Here is a 22,698-nt window from a genome sequence, read left to right as displayed (position 1 = left end):
TCGCATGGATCAGTTTACTATCAATTTACTTTTCGTCGGTGGTTCCTTTGCGCTTTACTTCGGTATTGCCTTCTGGGCTCGCGCTGGTTCAACAAAAGAATTCTATGTAGCCGGTGGTGGTGTTCATCCCGTACTAAACGGTATGGCAACAGCAGCAGACTGGATGTCAGCAGCGTCCTTCATTTCTATGGCGGGCTTGATCGCGGCTGGTGGTTACGCTAACTCAACCTATTTAATGGGTTGGACTGGTGGTTACGTATTGCTTGCTATGCTTCTAGCACCTTACTTACGTAAGTTCGGTAAATTTACCGTGCCAGATTTCATTGGTGATCGTTTCTACAGCAGCACCGCTCGTTTGGTTGCCGTGGCTTGTTTGATCATTGCTTCTGTTACTTACGTTATCGGTCAAATGACTGGTGCGGGTGTCGCTTTCTCTCGCTTCTTAGAAGTCGATAACAACACTGGCCTTATCATCGCTGCGATTGTTGTATTCTTCTATGCGGTATTAGGTGGTATGAAAGGTATCACTTACACTCAAGTTGCACAGTATGTTGTATTGATCATAGCCTACACTATCCCAGCTGTTTTCATCTCCTTACAGCTGACTGATACGTTTATTCCTGCTATCGGCCTTTTCTCTAACCATACAGAATCTGGTATACCATTGTTGCAAAAACTGGATGAAGTAGTGCGAGAACTGGGCTTCCAAGATTACACTGCGGACGTAGATAACAAACTAAACATGGTTCTGTTCACACTGTCATTGATGATAGGTACCGCAGGTCTACCACACGTTATCATTCGTTTCTTCACCGTTCCTAAAGTAGCTGACGCTCGTTGGTCTGCTGGTTGGGCACTAGTATTCATTGCTTTGTTATACCTAACAGCACCAGCTGTTGCGTCTATGGCTCGCTTGAATCTATTGACCACTATCTATCCTTCTGGCCCAACAGAAGCCCCTATCGAGTACGCAGAGCGTCCTGATTGGGTACAAACTTGGGAAACAACAGGTTTAATTAAGTTTGAAGATAAAAACGGTGACGGTCGAGTTCAATTCTACAACGATGTGCCTGCATTCCAAGAAGAAGCGACAGCACGTGGTTGGGAAGGCAATGAGCTTGTGGTTAACCGAGACATTCTTGTATTGGCAAACCCAGAAATTGCGAACCTTCCAGGTTGGGTAATTGGTTTGATCGCTGCAGGTGGTCTAGCAGCAGCCCTTTCAACGGCAGCTGGTTTGCTCTTAGCCATTTCGTCCGCGGTGAGTCATGACTTAATAAAAGGCTCCATAAATCCAGACATAAGCGATAAGGGGGAACTACTGGTTGCTAGGATATCGATGTTTGTCGCCATCATAGTCGCCACCTATCTCGGTATGAATCCACCCGGATTCGCCGCGCAGGTAGTAGCATTGGCATTCGGTATTGCCGCAGCCTCTATCTTCCCTGCTTTGATGATGGGTATATTCTCTAAACGAGTAAACAGCACTGGTGCGGTTGCAGGTATGCTAGCTGGCTTGATTGCTACCTTGGTTTATATCTTCCTATTCCTTGGCTGGTTCTTCATTCCAGGTACGGCGTCTTTTGCCAACACGCCAGATAATTGGTTGTTCGGTATTTCACCATTGTCATTTGGTGCTATTGGTGCGGTCATTAACTTTGTGGTTGCATTCACTGTGTCTTCAATGACACCTCCGCCACCAAAAGAAATTCAAGACCTTGTTGAAAGCGTTCGTTACCCTCAAGGTGCTGGCGGTGCAGTTGACCACTAAGGTTTAACAAAAGCACTCCCTATCAAGTGGGCCTCACTTCTTTGTGAGGCCCACTTTCCCTATAATAAGAATCCATACAAAATCAAAAAAGAGAGCACTTATGTTTTGGGAACTCATAGCTACTGTTTTTGCCGGTATTGGCGGCGCAGGTATTGCCCTTTTGTTAAGGAAGATAACCAAACAAACCGCTCCGAAATGGTTGGTTCCTGTGTTTGCAGGTGTTGCCATGCTTGGTTTTCAAATCCAAGGCGAATACGACTGGTACGATCACCAAACTAGCCTGTTACCAGAGGGTGTTGTCGTTGTAAAAACCGTTCAAGAAGAAGCCCCATGGCGTCCTTGGAGCTACGTATTTCCACAAACTCTTCGTTTTATTGCTGCTGACGTAGAGAACTCTGCAAAAAATAAAATTGATCCGAATCTTGTTCTCGTCGACCTATACTTTTTTGAACGTCGCCACATGGCGAAACGCGTTCCACAAATAGTCGATTGTGTTCAAGGTGCCAGAACCGACTTTACTCAATCATTTAGTGCGTCATCAAGCTCAAAAAGCCAATCCACTTCAACGTGGTATCCACTTGAAAGCGATGATTTATTACTAAAAGCGGTTTGCAGTGATCAAGCCTAAAAAAGTCTCTTTAACCTAAGTTTTCCTCATTAGCATAAAACACGATAACGTCTCATAATATCGATTTACCCAATAGCGAAAGTCGATATTATGAACATCACTCCAGCAGAACGCGACGCGGTTTACAAAACCATTTTTTCCCGCCGAGATGTGCGACGAGAATTCAAACCCGATCCTATTCCAAATGATGTTTTAGAACGCGTTTTACTGGCTGCGCACCATGCACCGAGTGTCGGTTTTATGCAGCCTTGGGACTTCATTCTTGTCTCTAAGCCAGAATCCAAAACACAAATTAAAAAGGGGTTTCTAAAAGCACACGCAGAAGCCGCCGAGCTATTTGAAGGCGAACGCAAAGAGCAATACAAGAGTTTCAAACTAGAAGGCATTGAAGAAGCACCATTGGGTATTTGCGTGACTTGTGATCGCAGCAGAACAGGGTCTGTCGTACTAGGACGCACAGCCAAGCCAGAAATGGATTTATTCAGCTCTGTGTGCGCGGTACAAAACCTATGGCTAGCCGCGAGAGCAGAAAACCTAGGTGTTGGCTGGGTCAGTATTGTTCATGACAAGGCGATACGCGACACGCTCAACATTCCTGAATCCATCGATATCATTGCCTATTTATGCGTGGGCTATGTCGAAGAATTTCATGATACACCCGATCTTGAAAGAGCAGGCTGGCTGCCAAGGCGAGACGTCAGCTCGGCCGTTCATTACGACTCTTGGCCAGATCCAAAGAGCGAATAAGACAAATTAAAAAATAGAGACAAGACAGATGGTTCGTCTGCCTTGTCGCTATAAAAATACGACTAAAAGAGCGCCCTATCTAAAGCCTCAATCAACTGATCCATTTCTTCGTCATTGGTATAATGCACAAATGACAAACGAACCACGCCCGTATTTGCATCCACTCCCATAGCCTCCAACAAACGCACTGCGTAAAAGTGCCCTGCGCCACAAATTATGCCCTGATCTACTAGCTTCTGCGCCAACTCCTGAGGCGTTTGCCCTTTAGGAATAATAGATACCGTTGCGGCTTTCTTGGCAGGATCGGCCGTTCCAAGTAAGGTCAATTTAGGATGTTGGTCAACAAAATTAAGCAACCTAGCCAATAAGACTTGCTCAGCATCATGCAACAAATCTCGCACACGCTGGGCTTTTTCAGTAATAGAATCCGTCGCATCAAAGTGATGATCGTGCAAAACATCAAAATAATCCAACACTCCGCGGCTCGCTGCCACTTGGGCATGATCAGGCCCAGCTGGCACAAACCATTTTTGACGATAAGCTTTGTTAAAATAATGCGCTTGATTACCCAATTCATCCGCCATAGCATCGCGAATAATCATGACACCAAGATGTGTTCCGTAGGCTTTATAAAGCGAGAACAAGTAAATGTCAGCGCCAAGTGAATCCACATCTGGCAAGCCATGACCCGCAAAGGACACACCATCCACCACAGTCGCAACACCCGCCGCCTTTGCTCGTGCGCAGATCTCGGCTACTGGATTAACTTCTGCCACAACATTTGAACAATGAGTAAAAGCCAAAAGCTTGGTTCGCTCAGTAAAAAGTGTTTCTAAATCCTTTATATCTAACGATCCTGTCTGCGCATCCACTCGCCACTCTTTAATCACGATGCCACGCGATTCCAGCGCACGCCAAACACCAATATTTGCTTCATGATCTTGATTGGTCACTATGATTTCATCTCCAACTTTTAGAAGCTTGCCGAAGGCTTGCGCCAAGACATAGGTATTCTGAGAAGTCGAAGGCCCAAGGTGCACTTCACTAGCCTTCACATTTAAATAAGACGCTAAACGTTCATGAGCTAAATCCATCTGAGCACCGGCTTTTTGTGCCGCAGGATGAAGATGATACGGCTGTAGTTTGGTTTCTCGATAATATTGGTCTAAATGGTCAATGACTGCCTGACAAGCATAAGACCCGCCTGCATTATCAAAAAAGGCCTGCCCCGCTAAAGAAGGTTCCTTAAACGCTGGGAATTGAGAACGTGCAAACGCCAAATCTAATTTAGGTGTCATAATTTTATCTCCATACCGAAAGCAATCTACAGCCTGTCATCAACAACAAACTAATCTAGTGAGGCCTTTGCACGAAGTAACGAGTACACCAGTCATGCAAGGTCTCATAGGAAAAGTATAGAGAATATGCCACACAAGTTGTTTGCTATTTAAAGGGAGAATAACTAACGTAATACAAGATTTTTGTTTAAATTGAGCACTTTATGAAAGAAATCACCCTAGACCGTACCGACTACAAAATAATCCAAGCATTAGAAAAAGACGGTCGCCTTAGTAACACTCAGTTAGCTGAGACAATTAACCTCTCACAATCACAGTGTTTAAGACGCTTACGCCAACTAGAAGAAATGGACATTATTAGTGGTTACCGAGCGCAGGTAAATTACCAAAAACTCGGCTATAGCGTGATGGCTTGGACATTAGTCACTGTCAGCAAAGACGCTCCCAATGCACGGGATAATGTGATGCGTTTTCTGCAACAACAAAGCGCTGCGATTAACGTTCATGGTGTTACTGGAGATGTCGATTTAATGGTAGAAATCTGTGCTAAAGACATGGTGCAATTCACCGATTTAGTGGTCAAGCAACTTTATGCCCATGCCGACGTTGTAAGCACCAAATCCTATATACGTTTAGACACAGCAAAGCAAAATGGTAGCCCTCTTGATAAGACATAAAAGTCTTTTAAAAATCTCAACTTAAGACGTTTATTGTCCGATTGATTAGTTTTTTTCAGGTATTAGTGTATTTTTTATCGTTTGTCTTATTTCCCCATAGTTTCTACTATATAAGCATCAAAACGGAATAAGTTTTGACGCTTTTTGAAACAACCATGAACGAGGAATACATCATGAAAAACACTAAATCTGTTGCCGAATTACTAGAAACTGTAAATACTTCTTTTCTTACTGATGCTGAAAAATACGAAGCAATTGCTCGTGCTGAACGTGCTGAATACATCGTTGCGGGTATCTCTTCTGCTGTTCAAGCCGTTAAAAATGTAGCAATCAAATTGAAATCAGCGTTCGTATCTTCTTCTGCACAACACGCTTAATCGTTAAACACACTTAAAAGTTATTGGGTAAGCGTCTGTTCCCAAAACAGATATTTTGGCTTACTCCAACAGGCTTGTAAGGAAATGGCGCTAGAATAAAAACATAAAGCGCTTCCTGTTCCTACCTACGAAATCTATTTGAATCGCCTAAATTTCATTCGTAATTATTTTCACCACTTTGTTTTTACAAAAACGTTCTACATGAATTTTCTAACTTCATTTTTTAGCAGTAAAAACAATTCAATAAAACCAACAGATACAAGATAAACTAATCTGATATCAAATCGCTAATTAACCCAATCCATTCTTCAAACTGGACGTCTAACCGTCTTTTCTGATCTTGAGAAAGGGTCAGGTTTAGTTCCGCCAGCATTTGAGCATACAAGCGTGCATTGTGGTCTAAATCCTGTTGGTATTGAGCAATTTTATATTGATCTGGATTACTGATAAGAAGAGTAAGTCGCTGCGTAAAATCAGACCTATTCCGATTGGCAAAAATGTCTCTTACCGTATTTTGAAGGGTCGTTTGATAGACCGTCCGTTCAGTAGAGGTTGGAATAAGCTGTCGTGCGTACTTTTTAATGATATTGAGCTGCTGTCGATCTAACTTACCAAGATTATCTTCCACCGATTCGGTTAGTCGCTCTTCTCTGCGACTTAGTCGTTCCTCTTCGGTTCGTTCATCAAAGTCGACCTGCTTTTCTAGCCTCTTTTTCTTCCAAGTAGACAAAATTCCAGCGATTTGATCTTGAGAAAGTTGTTGAGCAATACTGGCCACCTCAGGGGCAATTTTGGCTCGAAAACGATGAAGATGCTGTCTTGCTTCATCAAATTCATTCAACCATTGGTCTTGATTGAGAGGCCCAATATCTAATTTTATTTTTAGATTCTGGAGTTGTGCCTGATACTTTTTAAGTTCAGTAGAGCGATGCCAGCTTTGCCATGAGGCGATCTGGTCATCCAACACGGCTTTTTGATCAGACGACAAATCAACATAGTCACCCACATACCAATAAAGTAACCAATCAATATTGTTGTACACAAAGGATGACGAGCAGGCGCTCAAAAGAAAGCTGAACAATAACACTAAGGGAAATTTGGCCTTCTGCATACATGATCCCTTAACCTATTCAGTTTTGTTTTATATTTACTGCTTACGGGCTTGTGAATGAAATGGATCACTCTATAAAAGATAGACTATGGACTATCAGATGACACTTTTTTTATCATGTTCATGATGCGACTTTCTAGGCATAATATCGAACAAATACAATTGAATAGATGTGAATAGGAAAAAGAAATGACCACTTGGCACTGTCAAACTTTTAACGAGCTATCCACGCAGACGCTGTATGACCTACTCAAGCTGCGTAGTGACGTATTCGTGGTGGAGCAAAACTGTATTTTTCCTGATATGGATGATCTGGATAAGCTCCCCAAAACTCGCCACTTGTTTGCCCTACGAGACGATAAAATAGTCGCCTACGCTCGATTACTTGCCGAAGGCGTCTCTTATTCAGGTTATAGCAGTATTGGTCGAGTAGTTGTCGCGCAAGAAAGCCGCAAAGATAAGTTAGGTCACGTGCTAATGACGAATGCGATTAAAGAAATCCTTAACCTTTGGCCAGACAGTCCGATTAAAATTGGCGCACAATCTCATCTTGAACGCTTTTATCTATCCCACGGTTTTATCACAGTATCCGAACCTTACATGGAAGATGGCATAGAGCATTATCATATGATTAGAGAGGCGGAAATAAACCTTTAATCCGTGCTTTCAGCTCTGGCAAGACTTCAATTTCAAACCAAGGGTTTTGCTTGAGCCAGCGATTGTTCCTAGGACTTGGGTGAGGCAATACTAATTTGCCTTGCTCTAACCAATATTGCCATTGTTTAACTTGCTTCGTGACATTATCAGACTGACCTAAATGATAGGCTTGCGCATAAGCACCCAAGACAATCGTTAATTCAATATTCTTCAGCTGATTAAGCACAACTTCTCGCCATTTTATCGAGCATTCAGGGCGTGGCGGTAAATCGCCTGATTTCTTTCCTACTGACGATCCACTCTTATGAACACTGTTGCCGGGAAAGCAAAAACCCATTGGAACAATAGCGACTTTCTGCTCATCGTAAAATTCATCAACAGATAAGCCGAGCCATTCACGTAATCGTTCGCCACTGAGATCATCAAATGGCCGACCAATATCATGCGTCTTTTGCCCGGGCGCTTGCCCAGCAATTAATAATTTAGCGTTTGGGTGAATTTGCAGAATCGGTTTTGGAGGATAAGGCAGAACCTCAGCGCAATGTTGACAAGCAAGAACCGCTTCTTTTAGTACAAGAAATGCATCATGCGACATAGAAATTACCTCATAAAAAAAGGGCACTGCTCGTTCGCAGTGCCCTTCTGCTTGAGAGACTATTACATGTTGTTTAAGTAAGCCTCGATAAACTGACCTTGGTTTGGTGCTTTAGGTGCAGTTTTAAAATTCAACACTTGGTCATTAATTCGTAGTTTAAGCTCATCGGTAAAGTCACAACGAATGGCTTTAAATTCTTTCGCCGTTTCTTTAAAAGCAGGTTTTGTCGCACATTGATCCGCAATTTTTGATGACACTTGCGCGCAATAAGCCGCGATTGCATAAGAGCCTAAGTCATTATCAGAAATGGTAGTCCAATCCACCTTGGTCGGAATGTCGGTACCGCACTGCTTAGCCACATTGTCATCGGCTTCTTGTATCTTAGTTTTTTGATACGCTAGATGTTTCTCACGATTAAACATGGCTAATTTTTCTTGTATGCCTTGCTTTGATTGCTGGTCATAAAGTGCAGAGATCACCTGAACCGTATCGGCTTGCGCTTCATCTTTTTTGCCAAGATAAATGCCATCTTTAGCATCAGGTAAATGCAAGGTATAAGAACAACAGCCATAGTTATTGGCGATATAAATCAATGACCTTTTTGAGCCATCATAAGTGTATTTTAATCTCTGATCATCGCCCTGCTTATTTACTTCGGTTAGAAATACCACGCCATCAATTTCATGGTTCACGCCCGTTACTTTCACTAAAGCCTGCTGGTTGTCAGTCGTAGGAGCAATGACAACATTTACGCCATCGCCAGAAGTTAGCTCCATTGGATATTTTGCCAAGTCCAACGCAAAAACAGAATGGCTTAAAAGCAGCAAAAACACAGATAACGTCTTTTTCATTTTAAATCCCTTTTAGAATACAGAGCATAAACAAGCAGCAAAATTGCCACCCTATAAGTTTGGGCGATATTTAAACACTAATCATTCTGCCTTTCTAGAGACGTAATCAAGTCGGAATGTCGTAGAGGTTATTTTGAAATTATTCAATGCACAAAAAAGCGGCTTCTGACACTTAAGTCAGAAACCGCTTTTTTTTGAGAAAAGTACTAAGTGCTATTAGTGCTTAGTGTTCGTGACCACCAGCGCCGTGAACATGCCCATGCTCTAGTTCTTCAGCCAAGGCTTCACGAACTTCAATGATTTCAACATCAAAATTCAATGTTTTACCAGCCAAAGGATGGTTACCATCAAGCATAACGCCATCTTCTTCTACTGCGATAACCGTTACTGGCTGTTGACCGCCTGGTGTTTGTGCCATGAACTGCATGCCAACTTGAATTTCATCAACGCCTTGGAAGTTTTCACTAGGTACTTTTTGAATAAGTTCTTCGTGAACCGCACCGTAGCCATCTTCAGGAGTAACAGACACAGCAAGCTTATCGCCAGCCGCTTTGCCTTGAAGTGCTTTGTCTAGACCATCAATGATGTTTTGAGCACCACTTAGAAACACTAATGGCTCTTGACCAACAGAGGAGTCTAGTTCTTGACCTTGTTCGTCAGTCAATGTGTAGTGCATGCTAACAACGGCGTTTTCTGTGATTTGCATTGTATTCTCCTAATGAACATATAATAAATAATGGGGGAACGAGCGCTTGATACAAGCAAACCTTACATTTCAACAATAAGCGTTACACCGCCACAACACGAACCCAAACAATAGTTTGTGGCATTATGATAACGTTCCATAAGCTCAATAACTACCGTATAACCCTAGAAGTTTGGTGCGTTCGACGATTTTTAAAGGGATGTTTGACAAAAAATTTAAAAAAAATGCAAAAAAAGCCAAGCTGATCAAATTTGAAACACGATTTAATCAACAAGCTCCCCTTGAAATTGAAAGACAGATTGAGTTTTAGCAACGGAAAAACCGAGCGCGGTATAAAACTTTTTCGCGCCATCACGAGTATCATTGGTACGCACTCGTAAAACGATCTTCTCATTTAAAGCCCACTCTTTTGCTTTTTCGACCAAAGCGCGCCCTGCACCCTTTAACCGCACCTGATCCGATACAGACAAACCAAGAATTTCAATAAAGTCTGCTGAAGCGGCTAGAAAAGCATGCTGAGCATGTAACCAACCGATCAATTGACCATTGAATTCGGCCACCCAAACTTTGTCATTGCTAGATAAAAGTAGTCGCTCAAGACGCTTTATTGCACGTTCTTCTGATACCGTATTTTGATAACCTAATGCTGAAGCGACATCAGCAATGGCTTTAGCATCATTTGATATGGCTAATCGAATTTCCATTGTTTCTCTCAACTCCATTGTCGTTACCCATTTTCTTCAAAACACTATTCACTAGGCGGTATGAACTGAGAGATATCAAGTTCATACGATTTCCCTAACCAGCTAACACCTTGAGTATGATCAACATATTCATTGCCTGTTAGTGGGTGAACAAATACATCCAATGACTGACGATGTAACATCAACCACGGAATGACCTTACCAAAGCTTTCCGCTGCGAATGAAAGCTGACAACTCCAAACTGGGTGCGGCCCTACTAGCTTTTGATGAAAACGTCCAACACGAATGTCGAACAGCTCACTAGCTTGTTCAGCCACTTTTTTGGCCAATTCAACGCCCGCGTCATCGCAGTAATAAAGATGCGCATGAAACGCTTTAATATCTTGATCTAATGGTTGTTGCTTCATGGTACCGTCCAATGCTTATAAGTAATCAATTCAATGCAATAAGTTTAGCACCTGCCCCCCCTCAGCTTGGCTATCGCATCGAGAAAACTGCATTTCAGGATAAGAAATAATCACCACTTTGTCTAAAGACATGATTTACACGACCTTAGTCGTAGAGGATTGTTTTATTGGCTGTGTTACATTTATATAAAAATAAGACTTCATGTCTTAGACAAACAATAATGACGTATCAGCCTATGTTCAGGTAATTTATTAAATGACTGTTTTCTGGATTCTGTTAGCCATTCTTTATGTTCTTGGTCTGTTCTGGATTGCTATCTGGGGGGATAAAGAAAGCCCTACCGCGAAAAAGCTGACTCGACATCCGCTGGTCTACAGTTTGTCATTGGCTATTTACTGCACCGCTTGGACGTTTTACGGTTCGATTGGTGAGGCTTCTCGTTCTGGCTGGAGCTACTTCCCTATTTTGCTTGGTCCTATTTTGCTCTACCTGTTTGCCTTTCCCATATTAAGAAAGATGATTACAGTCAGTCGTAAGCAAAATATCACCTCCATTGCTGATTTTATTTCTTCCCGATACGGCAAACGTCCGATGACCGCACCCTTGGTCATACTCATTAGCATGCTCGCGGTGATCCCTTATATCGCCCTACAGCTTAAAGCGATTGGCTCAAATTTCGCACTTTTTGTTAATCAGGATGAATCTTCTACCAGCCTTGTTGTATTCGTGGCGACCATTCTCATGGGTGTTTTTGCCATGTTATTCGGTACCCGAAAAGTCGAAGTCACTGAATACCGTTCCGGTATGATGCTGGCCATCGGAGCGGAATCCTTGTTTAAACTGATCGCTATTGTGGCTGTTGGTATCGTTGCGGTTCTCATGACTCATGAGTTTGATATAAGCAAGCTCAGCGAGAATGTCGATTTTACGGTATGGAATCCTGAACAGTTTTTATCCTTCACATTTATCATGCAAACCTTCATGTCAGCGGCAGCGGTGATTTGCTTACCCCGCCAGTTCCATGTCACCGTGGTTGACCATCAAGACAATCGACAATCTAATATGGCGCGGTGGTTATTCCCTTTATACTTACTGATCTTTGCCGTCATTATTCCACCAATAGCCATCGCAGGTCAGAGCCTTTTCTCGGCAGACATCAATCCCGATACCTATGTCATTCAGTTCGCCTTGGTATCTGACAACCTTCCACTGCAAATGCTAATTTTCCTAGGCGGAATGTCAGCAACTACCGCCATGATTATTATCGCCACCTTCGCCCTGAGCATTATGATCAGCAATGATGTCATCTTACCGCTGATGTTGGCGCGTGCCAGTGCCCAACAGCAAGCCCTGCCCTTGTATCGACGTCGAATATTAATGATTCGTCGCTTTGCTATGCTAGGAATATTGCTGCTATCGTTTTTGTATTATCAAAAAATGGCTAATGCTGAATCATTAGCAAACACAGGAATATTGGCTTTCTCTCTGGTGCTACAGCTTATGCCCGCGGTGCTTGGCGGTCTGTATTGGAAACGTGCCCATGCTCATGGAGTCTATACCGGCTTAACCTTTGGCTTCTTGTGCTGGGTATTATTGATGATGCTACCACTCACAGGCAATGTGGATTGGAACTTAGAAAATGCTCAATCTCGTTCAGAACTGATTAGCTATGGCGCGTTCATCAGTTTATTGGCCAACATTTTTGGTTATGTAGCGGGGTCTTTATTATCGACAGAACGTTTAATTGACAGAATTCAAGCCACCGCGTTTGTCAGCCCGACAACAGAGCTAGAAAAAGGCTTTTTCAAACCCAAAAGCAAAGCCACGAACAGTGATTTTTTTGTCTTACTGGAAACCTTTTTAGGCAAGCAAAAGAGCCAGCAAGTCCTATCGAGTTTTGAACAGGATTACAGTCAAACCATTCCACCGAACGCGTCACCAAATCGTCTGTTTGTCGATTACTGCGAACGAATTCTAGGTGGCGTACTAGGCGGCTCTTCAGCACGTACTATCATCAATTCCATCTTGGTTGATAAACAAATCAAGGTAGAGGAAATGGTGACCTATTTAGATGAAACCACCCAAGCTATCCAATTCAGCCAAAATTTATTGTTCGTTTCTATGGATAATTTAGATCAAGGCATCAGCGTAGTCGATAAAGACCTTCGAATCGTTGCGTGGAACAAAACCTACCTTGCACTTTACCCTTATCCAGAAGGAATGTTGACTGTTGGACTGCCAGTGGAAGAGCTCATCCGCTTTAACGCTGAGCGCGGTGAATGTGGCGTAGGTGACATAGAAGAACTGGTTAATAAACGTTTAGAGCACCTTAAAAAAGGCAGCACGCACAGATTCTTACGTCGTCGAGCCAGTGGACGAGTCATCGAAATGGTCGGCAACCCGCTGCCTGATGGCGGCTTTGTCACCAGCTTCACTGACGTCACCGAACACATAGAAAGCCAGCAGGCCTTAAAAGAAGCCAACATAGACTTAGAAAAACGTGTCGAAGCTCGTACCGTTGAAGTACAAGGCGTTAACCATGAACTGATGCAAGAGATAGAGCGTCGTAATCTGGCTGAAAAAGCCCTGATCAGTGCCAAAGCCGAAGCCGAGCAAGCGAACGCCTCTAAGACAGAGTTCCTTGCCCTAGCCAGCCACGATATTTTGCAGCCACTGAACGCCGCTAAGCTGTATATGGGGATATTGCAATCCACAGAGCTGCCAGACAACACCAACCAAGTCATTGAACAATTATCCGACTCGCTGGAATCGACCGAAGCGCTAATCTCCACCTTACTTGAAATTGCTCGCCTCGACCAAGGTGCCATTCAGCCCAAATTGGTGGACTGTAACCTGCAAGATATTCTCGCTCCGATAGTGGCAGAATTTGGCGTTATCGCAGACAGTAAAAACATTCGTTTAACCACACACTTACGGCCTTTTAGAGTCCACACGGACCCTATCTACTTACGCCGAATCATTCAAAACTTTGTCTCTAATGCAGTGAAGTACACACAAAAAGGGCGAGTATTGCTCAGTGTTAGACCACGTTCTGGTGTGGTGTATTTACAAGTTTGGGATACTGGTGTTGGCATACCTGCCACTGAACAAAAGAAAATATTTAATGACTTCTATCGCTGGGAAAATAACCAAGAGCCAGGCATGGGACTGGGGCTAGGATTGGTTCGTCGTATGCAAAAACAGCTAGGTTTAGGCACAGAAATACACTCAACTCCCGGTAAAGGCAGCTGCTTTAGCATTGGTATTCCTTTGGCTCAAAGTAATCACGTCATTGATTTACCGCCCTCTCAAGCCACGACAACACTGCAAGAAAAACGCGCGCATTGCTATGTTTGGTGTATTGACGATGAAAAGAATAATCTCACTGCCATGAATACACTATTAACTCATTGGCAATGTGACTGTCGAACCTTCAACCGATTTAATGACGCCTTAGATGCAGAAGGAGAAGCGGAGTTACTCTTAGTGGATTATCACCTTGATGATAATCAAGATGGCTTATCTTTAATTAAAACGCTGCGAGCTCGTGCAGGAAAAACGATTCCTGCCGTCTTGATCACCGCCCTACGCGACCCTAAATTGGTTGAGCAATGCAAACAGCAAAACATTACCTACATGGCAAAACCAGCAAAGCCCGCAAAATTACGGGCTTTGGTTCAACACATTCATCAATTAAGAGAAGATGCGAAGTAACAGAGATTAGAGATTAATTCGTTGTAGGCAGACTTAAACCACAACCTGCGAGAATAATACCACTCACCGTATCACCGATGCGCTGTAAGTCCTCTTCTTTCAAAGATTCAATACCGCTTAAAGCCAGCACTTGCGCTTCAAAATCCGCGTAGTGCTGAGTAGTTGCCCAAATCATGTAGATGACACTAGAAGGGTCACATTGACGCATTTTCCCAGCATCCATCCAGGATTGCAGCAAGGCAACACGAGATTTAAACCATGGCTGCAACTCTTCTTTTAGATAATCACCAATGTGCAGCGCTCCGCCGATCACTTCCATGGCGAATAATCGTGACGCTACGCCTTTCTCAAAGCTTTGCTTAAGTTTGAAACGAATAAAACTATCCAACACAACAGCGGGATCATCGTCACTAGTCGCTTTGTCAAACAAGTCATTCCAGCCCATTAACGTTTGATCAAGCACCAGTTTGTACAAGTTCGCTTTGGATTGAAAATAATAAATAATATTTGGTTTAGGCAAGCCAGCTCGCTCAGCAATATGCTGAAGGCTAGCGCCATTATAGCCTTTTAAACCGAATTCAATTTCGGCGGCTTCTAAAATTTTAACAAAGACTTCTTCGCGGTGATTTTGACGTTTGCTCATGGGGGAGTTGAGTCCTTATTTGTATTTTTGCGAACAGTACTGAAGCAAGCCCCCCTCCCAACGTCCCTTGGCAGAAGGAGCAGCAAGCTAGTTTTATTCCCGCCCCTTGTGTCTTTTAAGGTTAGGGTGGGATTATTTTTCTTTTAAGCCAGTAAATCCGTTAACTCTTGTGCTGTCGACAACTTACCTTCGTCTTCAATATTCGGGAAAACAGCAACCGTAATATTGTCAGCTATCAGACTTGGTAGCCATTCGTTTTTAAAGGTATCAAGAGACACTGACACTGGCTCGCAGTCGTCCCAATCTTCAATCGCCCACTGGCTAGCAAATTCTGCATCTGGCCAAACCATCACGCAATCGCCATCGTCCGTTTCGACCATGACAAAACCTTCTTCGTTACTTAAGCTCCACACTTGCTCTGTGGCCTTTGCTTGCTCAACAAAATACGCTAAACGTTCGTTGTCAGGCGCAACTAACAGTTGAACGCGTTCTTCCATCGATAATTCTTTCATTTTCAATCTCTCTTAAAACTCTGTTTAAAAGTAAAGCACTTCGTCTGCGGTTAATTCACGAAACTCACCGGCCGATATGTCCGCATCCAGTGACAAAGGACCAATTTGATCGCGATGAAGTTCTTCCACTTTGTTGCCTACGGCTGCCAGCATGCGTTTTACCTGATGGTATTTACCTTCTTGAATCGTCAGGTAAATATCACAATCGCTAATACGCTCAGCAACGGCTGGTAATGTTGGCTGTGATTCGCCATGCAACATCACGCCGGCTTCCAACAGCTTCAAATCTTCATCGCTGATTGGATCTGCTAGCATCATACGATAGCGTTTGTTACAAGCATTACGTGGTGAAGTAATTCGGTGTAACCATTGGCCATCAGTCGTTAGCAACAGCAAACCGGTTGTATCTTTGTCTAGACGACCAACAATTTTCAACTCTTGCCCTAAATGAGAAGGCAAAAGATCCAATACCGTTGGATGATCTGGATCTTGGGTCGCACACACATAACCTGCTGGTTTGTGTAGTAAATAGTACCCCTCAGATGGCCATGCCAAAAGGGTATCATCTAGACAAATCTGATCCCCTTCTTGTACGGTGTAATTGGCTTTTTTAACTACTTCACCGTTTACAGTAACACGGCCTTTTGATGCTGCAATTTTTGCAGCTTTACGTGCCAACTCGGTCACGTGGGATAAATAAAAATCAAGTCTCAAGGGGATCGCCTATGGCTTTGTAAATTAAATTTAAGAGAATACTTCATGGGTGGTTTCAATTTCTTTGTAGAAGAACGTCGCGTTATGCAGCATACCGTTTGCGCTACGAGTGTAACCAGGCACCTCACCAAACGGAATATAGCCCATATTAACATACATGTCGTGAGCAATATCATCGCTTCTGACTTCAAGTATGAGCAGCTGTCGCTGCATGGATGCCGCCACGCGTTCAACACCTTGCATCAGCTTACCACCCAAGCCATGCTCTCTCGCTTGCGTATGCACCATGAGTTTTTCCACATCACAACGATGCAATGCATTGGCTTTTGGTGACATGGCAATTTGCACACTACCAACGACTTTATCGTCTTCACGGACTAATAAAACTTGGCGGGCATTAGCCTGCAAATCATCATTAATAAACAACCAATAAGCTTTCGCTTCAGACTCACTCATTGGCGGTAAAAAACCAATAGGCGCACCTGAATCAACAGCATCACATAATAACTCAACAAGATCATCTAAGTAGGGATTAAGGTTGTCTACTTTAAGTAATTCCAAACTCTTTTCCTCAGTCTTTTGATTGTCGTAATAATACCTGAGCCGGACTCGGTTAGGAAACGCCAACACGGTTTAAGCGAATGGAAGCCATAAAAAAGGCGACCGAAGCCGCCTTTCCCAAACATCTTCTGTGTAATTTAAACATTACCCATATAGCGGCCTGGCTTATGGTTGACGGCGATGATCATATTTAATGCAACCGCACCAACAACCGAGATAAGAATTAGCGTGTAATCAACAACAAATACTGACAGTAGTACAATCATGCAATCAACTGCCATCTGGAATTTCCCCATGGAAATACCGTATTTTTCAGCCAAATAGCGTGCCAAAATATTTAGCCCGCCCAGGCTCGCGTTATGTCGAAATAGCATTAAAAATCCCACGCCCATCAAAAAACCACCAGCTATACTGGCGTACAGCGGATTAACTTCATTGAAGTTGACTAACATCGGAGTCACATCAGCAAAAACAGACAAGCAAAATACAGAAAGAAAAGTCTTAATAGTGAATTCCCAACCAAAGTGCATAATCGCTAAAGCGTAAAATGGCAGGTTGATTAAGAAAAATGCCTGACCAAAAGTCAAAGGCGTCGCATACTTCATTAGAAAAGCCAATCCAGCAGAGCCTCCGGTTAACAGACCAGCATGAGTATAAAGATTCACACCCAATGCGATGATCATGGTACCAAGAATGACAGCTTGAATATCTTCAAGGCGGGTATGTTTTTTCACTTGTGGTATTTCTGCAGTCGACATGAATTTCTCTTTAGCTAAATCAATTGTAGGTAGTAATGGAAGAAGATTTTAGAGAAAATTCAGCCTAATACCAACATCAGGACCGAAAGCAATTTTTGGTTTATTTGATAAAGTGTCTAGTTTTATGTACACCCGTTAAGCGGCGCAAATCCGATGCATAACCTTGCCCACAACACGTCTTGGTGACACCCAACCAATTCTTTCGGATTGAAGGGCTTTATTACTTTCCCCACCTAGCCACAACTGACCATCTGGAGCGATATGCAATACTTTTTTGATGATAAGACCGTATAACGCATGATCAACAACAATAAGATGGCCAACTTTAAGCTTCTTATGCCAACGACTGGTAAAAACAAAATCGCCGTCATGTAAGCTTGGGGCCATACTCTCGCCCTTTACCTTAATTAAATGAAGCATAATCACTCCTTTATTTAACTATTACCAATAACGATTACCCAATGGACGCTTTAGCGTTTTTACTGGCTTATCAGGTTCTTTAGAAGTAACAACACATAAAGCTTGTGCCGTTTTAAAACCGATCACCTTATCTAATATTGTCATAAAATTATGCATCATGGCTGACCCTCTCTCGCTCCAGTTGTTTACGACGACGTAGTAACCGCTTGTAAACAAATCCACCGACAACAATACCGCTCACCGCCAACACGGCTAAAACGTGGATTAAGTCACTCGCCCAGTAGGTATGATTCTGTCCAGAATACGCCTGAAAAATTTGGCTAATAAGAAGCAAAACGCCAGATAGCATAGCTGCAATAGCCAGTTTCATATCATTACCCCCTCCTTCATAAACGGAGATTAATGCCGAACCATGTTTACTGGCATGGACACGGCGTTAGACAGTGAGTGCATCAAAGCTCGACTTTGCGCAGATACTTCCTTGCTGTAACTCTGCGCGAACAATTCCCACTCAAAACGAATATGTGTCGCGGTTCGTGTGATAAGCGAACGCTGATCTTCATCCATATCAGCTCTATTAAGAATGGTTTGGAGAAAATTGACCGCACACTCAAATTGAGTATTAGCGGAAATAAAGTCACCTAAGGCGGTATAAGATTCAGCAATATTCAAAAAGCTTACCGCCGCGGCCGCAACGGCTGATTCGGCATCCAGATAGAAATCTTCATCGAATGAACGCTCTGCCTCCATTAATGCCTGTCGGTTCAAATCAACAGCATCTGTAAAAGCATGATTTGAATAAGCTCGGTTTGCCTGTCTAGTTAAACGCTCCCAGTCCTGCATTGTCTTCTCCACGATTTGTTATGACACATAATAAATTTAATGAGAATCATTATCGTAAAAGAATTAAAATAAATCCAGTCATATTGAGAATTAATCTCATTTAATTCTTAGAGTTCATACCTGAAGGGCAAAATACAGTTTTGAAGGGAACAGAAAGAAAAAAGAAGCTCGCAAGGCGAGCTACCATTCAATGCCCACTTGGGCTTTAACACCATTCGCAAAAGCATGGCGCTCATTGCCAATTTTACTATGTGTATCAACGCTATCTAACAAAACTCGTGGTGCAGTTCGACCTGTCATCATCACATTTTGGTGAGCAGGACGAGCAGCCAACGCAGCGATCAAATCGTCTTCATTTAAATAACCATATTTGTACATATAAGTAATTTCGTCCAACAAAACAAAATGCACACTCGAATCAGACAATACACCCTTTGCCAAAGCCCAAGCCTGCTCTGCGGCTTCTTTCTCTAGTTCTGGATTGCGTGTTTCCCACGTAAAACCATGTCCCATCACATGAAAATCAACCAATGGATGAGAACCAAAGAACAATTGCTCGCCCGTCGCCTTACGTCCTTTTATAAACTGAATCACTGCACTTTTCTGCCCATGCCCTAAAGCACGTGCCATAGTACCAAAGGCGCTAGAGCTTTTACCTTTGCCATTACCTGTTAACAAAATAGTTACGCCACGCTCTTCCGTCGCAGCAGCAATGCGCTGATCCACAACCGCCTTCTTTTTCAACAAACGCGCTTCATTCTTTTGCGCTTGTTCTGCTTTTTGCTCATTACTTTCTTGTGCTGGGGAAAGGTCTTTCATAATGTATCTCTTTTAAAACTATTTTTTGTACAACAGCCAACTCGGGTAATACAAATCTTTATGTATCGCAAACACCCTTAGTATAAAGACTAAAGCCACAGCGTAAATCGAGTTAAAATCATGTGTCGGAACGTTTTTTTCAAGTAGCACCAACAATAAAGCCCCTAAAAAAGCTGGTGTAGCATAAAACTCTCGTCCTAACACTAATGGCGGGCGGTGACTCAAAATATCACGAATAATGCCGCCAGCCACACCCGTAATAATTCCCATGGTGATAGCGATGGTTGGCGGAAACCCTAGGTTCAACACTTTATCTGTCGCCACAACGGTAAAAAGCGCCAAACCAAATGAGTCCGCATAATGGAAAACCGTTTGTCTATCTTCAATAAATCGCACAGTAAAAAACGCCAAGGCAGAAGACAAAAACGCCACCCATAAATAAGAGGTATCTTCTACCCAATAAACCGTTTCGACCGATAACACCGTATCTCGAATTGTACCGCCGCCTAAAGACGTTACCATACCAAGAAACACGACACTAAACAGATCCATGTCTTTTTTACCGGATGAAATAACCCCTGTTACTGCAAACGCAGCAATACCAAACATCCCCAAAAAATATAGCAACATTTTCTATTGATTCTCAATCGAACTTAAGACGATCTGGCGAATACCAAACCCAACATTAAAGGCACACACTACTGGCTGGATACCCAATCACCCGCACCTAAACGCTTTAACATGACAAAGTCACCCTGCACGGAAAACTCAGTCAAACTACTAAAGCCCACATCAATTCGATGACATTGATCCAAGGGCCATTGGCAAAGCATGCTAACAAACACTTTAATAACACCGGAATGAGCAACTAACACACAGTTATCCATAGGGAAATCTTTTACGGCTAGCCACCATTGCCATACACGGTCAGCTACCACTTGCAGTGATTCACCGTTATAAGGCGCAGAATGCACAATATCGTTAGCCCAAAGGTCTATTTCTTGTTTAGGAATATCTTGCCAACACAAACCTTCCCAATCACCAAAATCCAGCTCTTTTAACGCGTCCGTAACTTGCGACTTACCATCCGAAATATGTTCAGCTAATTTCGCCGCACGACTTAAGGGACTGTGAAAACAGACGTTTGACTCTTGATCAAATTCAATCGACAGAGCTTTCTTTAATGCCTCAGCACCCTCTTCCCACCCATCGGCAAGTGGCACATCCATGTCACCGTAACATAAACCTGTCTTAACCTCTGGTCTTGGGTGTCGAATCAAATACAGCTTCATGAATAAGACACCAACAAACACACAACAACAAAAACCTCACCTATTTGCTCACTAGCTCCCAATGCATCGCCATTAAAACCATCAATTTTTTTACGCAAATAAAGGCGGATCAAAAAAACCAAAACAGCCGACAAGACAAGGGTAAGAATCAAATAAAACAAGTTGAAGGCCAGAATGCCAATCAAAAAACAAGGCAACAAAGCCACCAGCCACTGACTAAAAGTTAATTTAGCAATCATGCTTGATGCTTTACTCTGCCCCATAGACACATAATCAAGAGTATTCATGAGTACAATAGGTATAAATCGAGCGATTACATGTACTACACACCAACCACTTAGCGTATAAAGAAAGCCCAAAAATGAGTCGGGAATAGCCTGTAACAGCTCACTCAAAAGCAGCCACTTTAATGTCAAAGAAAACCAAATAGACAAAGCGGCATAACTGCCAATACGCGAATCTTTCATGATCGACAAACGTTGCTCTTTGTCCCAGCCGCCCACCAAACCATCACAGCAGTCCATCAGACCATCTTCATGGAACCCGCCCGTTAATAACACCGCGGTTAATAACATAAGCAGCGCCTGCAAAGACGTCGACCAATCAAACCATAATGGCCAAGCACTCAGTAACCCAACCAGCAAACCAATCCATGGTAAAAAGCACACCGCTGGGATGTGCTCTATATCATCACTCCAATCCACTTTGAGAGGGATTCGAGTGTAGGTGACAAGACTGCGTTTAAAACCTTGCCAATATAGACCAACAATTACGCCTTTCATAATGGGTTATTTATACCTAATTTTCGTACAACTAAGGTTATTTAGAATCCGTCACGCCAGCGCTTTCAAAGCTCGCCATCTTATTCAAAAACACACAAGCACTGTTGATTAATGGGTAAGCCAAAATAGCACCCGAGCCCTCGCCCAAACGCAAGTCCAAAGACAAAATAGGCTCAGCATTCAAATGATCAAGTAGTAACTTGTGGGCTTTTTCATTCGATTGATGGGCAAAAATCGCATACTCGCGTACATCTGCCGCGACCTTCTGCGCAAACAACAAAGCCATCGAACAGATAAAGCCATCAACCACAAAGGCTGTTTGTCGCTGAGCCGATTGCAACATTGCACCCGCCATGGCCAAAATCTCAAAACCGCCGACTTGTTCTGCAAGCGTTTGAGCGCTCCAGTCAGACATCATTTGGCCAGTTTCTTGTTCCGCACGCTTCAATGATTGCTCAATAACCTGCGCTTTATGGGAAACCCCAGCATGATCCAATCCCGTACCGCGTCCAGCACTGTCTGCCGCATTCACACCAATTAACGCTGTCATCATGCAAGAGGACACACAAGTATTGCCAATGCCCATTTCACCGAACATCAACAAATTCACACCGTCATCAATAGCAAGGTTTGCCTCATCGACACCGGCTTGAATTGCTTGTGCTAACTCGTTCGTTGTCATCGCCGCTTGCTGACTAAAATCTTTAGACGCAAACGCCACTTTGCGATTGCCTAATAGCGGATGCGCTTCTAGCTCTGCGTTGACGCCCACATCCACAATGCGCAGTGGCACTTTATGCTGCTCGCAGAAAACACTTACCGCTGCGCCGCCCATCAAGAAATTCATCACCATTTGTGGCGTCACTTCTTGAGGAAACAAACTAATTCCCTGTGCGACAACACCGTGATCAGCAGCAAAGATGACCATCTTAGGTTTTGTCGTATCTGGCGTTAAGGTTTGCTGAATTTTACCAAGCTGAAAAGCAATGCTTTCCAACTCACCTAATGCGCCTAACGGTTTGGTTTTAGTGTCGATTTTCTGTTGTAATTCGGCTGAAATTTCAGCCGAAGGAGCCTGAATACTAAATTGCTTAAACAAGGCTTTTTTGC

At 43.1% G+C, this 22,698-nt stretch carries 28 protein-coding genes; 7 read left to right on the top strand and 21 right to left on the bottom strand.

Annotated features, from left to right (window positions below):
* The first annotated feature begins 4 nt into the window (after positions 1 to 4).
* From KDW99_RS06285 to bluB, 3 genes are all read left to right on the top strand, one after another.
* On the top strand, positions 5 to 1,771 hold the full coding sequence (locus KDW99_RS06285) for a sodium:solute symporter family protein (RefSeq protein ID WP_114411666.1): 1,767 nt from the start codon (positions 5 to 7) through the stop codon (positions 1,769 to 1,771).
* A gap of 100 nt (positions 1,772 to 1,871) precedes the next feature.
* Positions 1,872 to 2,399, top strand: coding sequence for a hypothetical protein (locus KDW99_RS06280; protein ID WP_114411665.1), 528 nt, complete (start codon positions 1,872 to 1,874; stop codon positions 2,397 to 2,399).
* 90 nt (positions 2,400 to 2,489) lie between these two features.
* Positions 2,490 to 3,146 (top strand): 5,6-dimethylbenzimidazole synthase, encoded by a 657-nt coding sequence (bluB, locus tag KDW99_RS06275; RefSeq protein WP_114411664.1) that lies wholly within the window; start codon positions 2,490 to 2,492, stop codon positions 3,144 to 3,146.
* Between the two features lie 62 nt (positions 3,147 to 3,208).
* Here the strand turns inward: bluB and KDW99_RS06270 are convergent, their stop codons facing one another.
* A complete protein-coding gene (locus tag KDW99_RS06270) occupies positions 3,209 to 4,444 on the bottom strand; it encodes an aminotransferase class V-fold PLP-dependent enzyme (protein ID WP_255828441.1) in 1,236 nt (411 codons plus the stop codon).
* Between the two features lie 203 nt (positions 4,445 to 4,647).
* On the opposite strand from KDW99_RS06270, the gene KDW99_RS06265 reads away from it, so the two are divergent.
* The gene (locus KDW99_RS06265; protein WP_255828440.1) at positions 4,648 to 5,121 is read left to right on the top strand and encodes an Lrp/AsnC family transcriptional regulator; all 474 of its coding nucleotides are present in this window, start codon (positions 4,648 to 4,650) and stop codon (positions 5,119 to 5,121) included.
* Between the two features lie 173 nt (positions 5,122 to 5,294).
* Positions 5,295 to 5,498 carry an RSP_7527 family protein gene (locus tag KDW99_RS06260; RefSeq protein ID WP_255828439.1) on the top strand — a complete coding sequence of 68 codons (204 nt, stop codon included), beginning with the start codon at positions 5,295 to 5,297 and terminating at the stop codon, positions 5,496 to 5,498.
* Between the two features lie 268 nt (positions 5,499 to 5,766).
* On the opposite strand, the gene KDW99_RS06255 is transcribed toward KDW99_RS06260, so the two are convergent.
* On the bottom strand, positions 5,767 to 6,609 hold the full coding sequence (locus KDW99_RS06255) for a DUF6279 family lipoprotein (protein ID WP_255828438.1): 843 nt from the start codon (positions 6,607 to 6,609) through the stop codon (positions 5,767 to 5,769).
* Between the two features lie 189 nt (positions 6,610 to 6,798).
* Here KDW99_RS06255 and KDW99_RS06250 point away from each other — a divergent pair, with 189 nt between their 5' ends.
* Positions 6,799 to 7,266, top strand: a complete 468-nt coding sequence (locus tag KDW99_RS06250; RefSeq protein ID WP_255828437.1) for a GNAT family N-acetyltransferase — start codon at positions 6,799 to 6,801, stop codon at positions 7,264 to 7,266.
* On the opposite strand, the gene KDW99_RS06245 is transcribed toward KDW99_RS06250, so the two are convergent.
* From KDW99_RS06245 to KDW99_RS06225, 5 genes are all read right to left on the bottom strand, one after another.
* The gene (locus KDW99_RS06245) at positions 7,241 to 7,861 is read right to left on the bottom strand and encodes a uracil-DNA glycosylase family protein (RefSeq protein ID WP_255828436.1); all 621 of its coding nucleotides are present in this window, start codon (positions 7,859 to 7,861) and stop codon (positions 7,241 to 7,243) included. The two genes, KDW99_RS06250 and KDW99_RS06245, sit on opposite strands and share 26 nt — an antisense overlap.
* Before the next feature lie 62 nt (positions 7,862 to 7,923).
* Positions 7,924 to 8,712, bottom strand: coding sequence for a hypothetical protein (locus tag KDW99_RS06240; RefSeq protein ID WP_255828435.1), 789 nt, complete (start codon positions 8,710 to 8,712; stop codon positions 7,924 to 7,926).
* Between the two features lie 223 nt (positions 8,713 to 8,935).
* Positions 8,936 to 9,418 (bottom strand): FKBP-type peptidyl-prolyl cis-trans isomerase, encoded by a 483-nt coding sequence (locus KDW99_RS06235; RefSeq protein ID WP_255828434.1) that lies wholly within the window; start codon positions 9,416 to 9,418, stop codon positions 8,936 to 8,938.
* A gap of 263 nt (positions 9,419 to 9,681) precedes the next feature.
* Positions 9,682 to 10,122 (bottom strand): GNAT family N-acetyltransferase, encoded by a 441-nt coding sequence (locus tag KDW99_RS06230; RefSeq protein ID WP_255828433.1) that lies wholly within the window; start codon positions 10,120 to 10,122, stop codon positions 9,682 to 9,684.
* A 44-nt stretch (positions 10,123 to 10,166) separates the two neighbouring features.
* Positions 10,167 to 10,529, bottom strand: coding sequence for a DOPA 4,5-dioxygenase family protein (locus KDW99_RS06225; RefSeq protein WP_255828432.1), 363 nt, complete (start codon positions 10,527 to 10,529; stop codon positions 10,167 to 10,169).
* A 256-nt stretch (positions 10,530 to 10,785) separates the two neighbouring features.
* On the opposite strand from KDW99_RS06225, the gene KDW99_RS06220 reads away from it, so the two are divergent.
* A complete protein-coding gene (locus KDW99_RS06220; protein WP_255828431.1) occupies positions 10,786 to 14,244 on the top strand; it encodes a hybrid sensor histidine kinase/response regulator in 3,459 nt (1,152 codons plus the stop codon).
* Between the two features lie 13 nt (positions 14,245 to 14,257).
* Here KDW99_RS06220 and KDW99_RS06215 read toward each other — a convergent pair whose 3' ends face one another.
* The 14 genes from KDW99_RS06215 to cobT all read right to left on the bottom strand — a co-directional run bounded on the left by KDW99_RS06215 (position 14,258) and on the right by cobT (position 22,687).
* Positions 14,258 to 14,887, bottom strand: coding sequence for a TetR/AcrR family transcriptional regulator (locus KDW99_RS06215; protein ID WP_255828430.1), 630 nt, complete (start codon positions 14,885 to 14,887; stop codon positions 14,258 to 14,260).
* Positions 14,888 to 15,030: 143 nt separating this feature from the next.
* A complete protein-coding gene (locus tag KDW99_RS06210) occupies positions 15,031 to 15,399 on the bottom strand; it encodes a DUF2750 domain-containing protein (protein WP_255828429.1) in 369 nt (122 codons plus the stop codon).
* Between the two features lie 24 nt (positions 15,400 to 15,423).
* Positions 15,424 to 16,113 (bottom strand): pseudouridine synthase, encoded by a 690-nt coding sequence (locus KDW99_RS06205; RefSeq protein ID WP_255828428.1) that lies wholly within the window; start codon positions 16,111 to 16,113, stop codon positions 15,424 to 15,426.
* 30 nt (positions 16,114 to 16,143) lie between these two features.
* Positions 16,144 to 16,674 (bottom strand): GNAT family N-acetyltransferase, encoded by a 531-nt coding sequence (locus KDW99_RS06200; protein WP_255828427.1) that lies wholly within the window; start codon positions 16,672 to 16,674, stop codon positions 16,144 to 16,146.
* A 137-nt stretch (positions 16,675 to 16,811) separates the two neighbouring features.
* Entirely contained in the window at positions 16,812 to 17,432 is a 621-nt protein-coding gene (locus tag KDW99_RS06195; protein ID WP_255828426.1) for a YitT family protein, read from the bottom strand.
* A 135-nt stretch (positions 17,433 to 17,567) separates the two neighbouring features.
* Positions 17,568 to 17,852: a S24/S26 family peptidase gene (locus tag KDW99_RS06190; RefSeq protein WP_255828425.1), complete on the bottom strand. Its 285-nt coding sequence runs from the start codon at positions 17,850 to 17,852 to the stop codon at positions 17,568 to 17,570.
* A 21-nt stretch (positions 17,853 to 17,873) separates the two neighbouring features.
* A complete protein-coding gene (locus KDW99_RS06185) occupies positions 17,874 to 18,011 on the bottom strand; it encodes a hypothetical protein (RefSeq protein WP_255828424.1) in 138 nt (45 codons plus the stop codon).
* Complete coding sequence (locus KDW99_RS06180; protein WP_255828423.1) at positions 18,001 to 18,222, bottom strand: hypothetical protein; 222 nt, start codon at positions 18,220 to 18,222, stop codon at positions 18,001 to 18,003. Before KDW99_RS06180 ends, KDW99_RS06185 begins: the two co-directional genes overlap by 11 nt.
* Positions 18,223 to 18,251: 29 nt before the next feature.
* Complete coding sequence (locus KDW99_RS06175; protein WP_255828422.1) at positions 18,252 to 18,695, bottom strand: tetratricopeptide repeat protein; 444 nt, start codon at positions 18,693 to 18,695, stop codon at positions 18,252 to 18,254.
* 180 nt (positions 18,696 to 18,875) lie between these two features.
* Complete coding sequence (gene cobO, locus KDW99_RS06170; protein ID WP_255828421.1) at positions 18,876 to 19,514, bottom strand: cob(I)yrinic acid a,c-diamide adenosyltransferase; 639 nt, start codon at positions 19,512 to 19,514, stop codon at positions 18,876 to 18,878.
* Positions 19,515 to 19,532: 18 nt separating this feature from the next.
* Positions 19,533 to 20,144, bottom strand: a complete 612-nt coding sequence (locus tag KDW99_RS06165) for a trimeric intracellular cation channel family protein (protein WP_255828420.1) — start codon at positions 20,142 to 20,144, stop codon at positions 19,533 to 19,535.
* A 68-nt stretch (positions 20,145 to 20,212) separates the two neighbouring features.
* Complete coding sequence (locus tag KDW99_RS06160) at positions 20,213 to 20,806, bottom strand: histidine phosphatase family protein (RefSeq protein WP_255828419.1); 594 nt, start codon at positions 20,804 to 20,806, stop codon at positions 20,213 to 20,215.
* Positions 20,803 to 21,588: an adenosylcobinamide-GDP ribazoletransferase gene (locus KDW99_RS06155; protein WP_255828418.1), complete on the bottom strand. Its 786-nt coding sequence runs from the start codon at positions 21,586 to 21,588 to the stop codon at positions 20,803 to 20,805. The genes KDW99_RS06160 and KDW99_RS06155 overlap by 4 nt, the downstream gene beginning before the upstream one ends.
* 37 nt (positions 21,589 to 21,625) lie before the next feature.
* Positions 21,626 to 22,687 (bottom strand): nicotinate-nucleotide--dimethylbenzimidazole phosphoribosyltransferase, encoded by a 1,062-nt coding sequence (cobT, locus tag KDW99_RS06150; protein ID WP_255828417.1) that lies wholly within the window; start codon positions 22,685 to 22,687, stop codon positions 21,626 to 21,628.
* Positions 22,688 to 22,698 lie beyond the last annotated feature (11 nt).

The organism is Marinomonas rhizomae (assembly GCF_024397855.1).
Classification (GTDB): domain Bacteria; phylum Pseudomonadota; class Gammaproteobacteria; order Pseudomonadales; family Marinomonadaceae; genus Marinomonas; species Marinomonas rhizomae_A.
This window is presented reverse-complemented; position numbering and strand designations above follow the sequence as displayed.

Bases quoted from the DNA above. Each gene is read 5' to 3' on its own strand.
- KDW99_RS06250 (WP_255828437.1), top strand. From the start codon at position 6,799: ATGACCACTTGGCACTGTCAAACTTTTAACGAGCTATCCACGCAGACG.
- KDW99_RS06225 (WP_255828432.1), bottom strand. From the start codon at position 10,529: ATGAAGCAACAACCATTAGATCAAGATATTAAAGCGTTTCATGCGCAT.
- KDW99_RS06160 (WP_255828419.1), bottom strand. From the start codon at position 20,806: ATGAAGCTGTATTTGATTCGACACCCAAGACCAGAGGTTAAGACAGGT.
- KDW99_RS06195 (WP_255828426.1), bottom strand. From the start codon at position 17,432: ATGTCGACTGCAGAAATACCACAAGTGAAAAAACATACCCGCCTTGAA.
- KDW99_RS06230 (WP_255828433.1), bottom strand. From the start codon at position 10,122: ATGGAAATTCGATTAGCCATATCAAATGATGCTAAAGCCATTGCTGAT.
- KDW99_RS06175 (WP_255828422.1), bottom strand. From the start codon at position 18,695: ATGCAGGACTGGGAGCGTTTAACTAGACAGGCAAACCGAGCTTATTCA.
- KDW99_RS06280 (WP_114411665.1), top strand. From the start codon at position 1,872: ATGTTTTGGGAACTCATAGCTACTGTTTTTGCCGGTATTGGCGGCGCA.
- KDW99_RS06220 (WP_255828431.1), top strand. From the start codon at position 10,786: ATGACTGTTTTCTGGATTCTGTTAGCCATTCTTTATGTTCTTGGTCTG.
- KDW99_RS06255 (WP_255828438.1), bottom strand. From the start codon at position 6,609: ATGCAGAAGGCCAAATTTCCCTTAGTGTTATTGTTCAGCTTTCTTTTG.
- KDW99_RS06265 (WP_255828440.1), top strand. From the start codon at position 4,648: ATGAAAGAAATCACCCTAGACCGTACCGACTACAAAATAATCCAAGCA.
- KDW99_RS06240 (WP_255828435.1), bottom strand. From the start codon at position 8,712: ATGAAAAAGACGTTATCTGTGTTTTTGCTGCTTTTAAGCCATTCTGTT.
- bluB (WP_114411664.1), top strand. From the start codon at position 2,490: ATGAACATCACTCCAGCAGAACGCGACGCGGTTTACAAAACCATTTTT.
- cobO (WP_255828421.1), bottom strand. From the start codon at position 19,514: ATGAAAGACCTTTCCCCAGCACAAGAAAGTAATGAGCAAAAAGCAGAA.
- KDW99_RS06190 (WP_255828425.1), bottom strand. From the start codon at position 17,852: ATGCTTCATTTAATTAAGGTAAAGGGCGAGAGTATGGCCCCAAGCTTA.
- KDW99_RS06260 (WP_255828439.1), top strand. From the start codon at position 5,295: ATGAAAAACACTAAATCTGTTGCCGAATTACTAGAAACTGTAAATACT.
- KDW99_RS06270 (WP_255828441.1), bottom strand. From the start codon at position 4,444: ATGACACCTAAATTAGATTTGGCGTTTGCACGTTCTCAATTCCCAGCG.
- KDW99_RS06235 (WP_255828434.1), bottom strand. From the start codon at position 9,418: ATGCAAATCACAGAAAACGCCGTTGTTAGCATGCACTACACATTGACT.
- KDW99_RS06215 (WP_255828430.1), bottom strand. From the start codon at position 14,887: ATGAGCAAACGTCAAAATCACCGCGAAGAAGTCTTTGTTAAAATTTTA.
- KDW99_RS06165 (WP_255828420.1), bottom strand. From the start codon at position 20,144: ATGTTGCTATATTTTTTGGGGATGTTTGGTATTGCTGCGTTTGCAGTA.
- KDW99_RS06210 (WP_255828429.1), bottom strand. From the start codon at position 15,399: ATGAAAGAATTATCGATGGAAGAACGCGTTCAACTGTTAGTTGCGCCT.
- KDW99_RS06180 (WP_255828423.1), bottom strand. From the start codon at position 18,222: ATGAAACTGGCTATTGCAGCTATGCTATCTGGCGTTTTGCTTCTTATT.
- KDW99_RS06155 (WP_255828418.1), bottom strand. From the start codon at position 21,588: ATGAAAGGCGTAATTGTTGGTCTATATTGGCAAGGTTTTAAACGCAGT.
- KDW99_RS06245 (WP_255828436.1), bottom strand. From the start codon at position 7,861: ATGTCGCATGATGCATTTCTTGTACTAAAAGAAGCGGTTCTTGCTTGT.
- KDW99_RS06285 (WP_114411666.1), top strand. From the start codon at position 5: ATGGATCAGTTTACTATCAATTTACTTTTCGTCGGTGGTTCCTTTGCG.
- KDW99_RS06185 (WP_255828424.1), bottom strand. From the start codon at position 18,011: ATGATGCATAATTTTATGACAATATTAGATAAGGTGATCGGTTTTAAA.